Annotated in this window: 1 protein-coding gene and 1 pseudogene; one reads left to right on the top strand and one right to left on the bottom strand. The window is 59.2% G+C overall.

Annotated features, from left to right (window positions below; genetic code table 11):
• Window positions 1-117: pseudogene (locus AB3X94_RS41945) on the top strand (IS5/IS1182 family transposase); the annotation flags it as partial.
• Between the two features lie 15 nt (window positions 118-132).
• Here AB3X94_RS41945 and AB3X94_RS41940 read toward each other — a convergent pair.
• Window positions 133-436, bottom strand: a 304-nt coding sequence (locus AB3X94_RS41940) for a transposase (RefSeq protein ID WP_368594431.1), incomplete at its 5' end; no start/stop codon positions are given.

Genomic DNA, 436 nt, shown 5'->3' with positions numbered 1-436 from the left:
TTCCGGCGTCTCGCACGTGACTATGAACGGCTCCCCGAAACTCTCGCTGGGCTTCATTTCGTCGTCTTCGCAATGCTCATGCTTGTCCACGCCGTGTCAGTACTTCAAAGTTCCTAACACGCTCTAGAGGCGTTAACAAAATGAGTCCTTCAGCCTTCGCCAACAGATGATGCAGCAGGCGAGTTTCATGAAGGCTTGGTGGATGAAGGCAAGGCGTTCGAAGCGGATGCGCAGTCGCCGGAAGTTGTGAAGCCACGAAATGGTTCGCTCGACGACCCAGCGGGTTTTGCCAAGGCCGCTGCCATGAGAGTGGCCACGTCGGGCGATTTCGGTAGCGATGCCGGCTGCGTGCAGCGGACGGCGGTATTTGTCGTGATCGTAGCCCCGATCGCCCTGAACGATGCGGGGCTTCGAAAGCGGCCGGCCGCGCTTGCCG

Origin of the sequence: Paraburkholderia sp. BR10923, assembly GCF_040948765.1 — a bacterium.
Lineage (GTDB): Bacteria > Pseudomonadota > Gammaproteobacteria > Burkholderiales > Burkholderiaceae > Paraburkholderia > Paraburkholderia youngii.
Note: the sequence above shows the minus strand (reverse complement) of the source record. Positions and strands in the feature narration are given on the sequence as shown.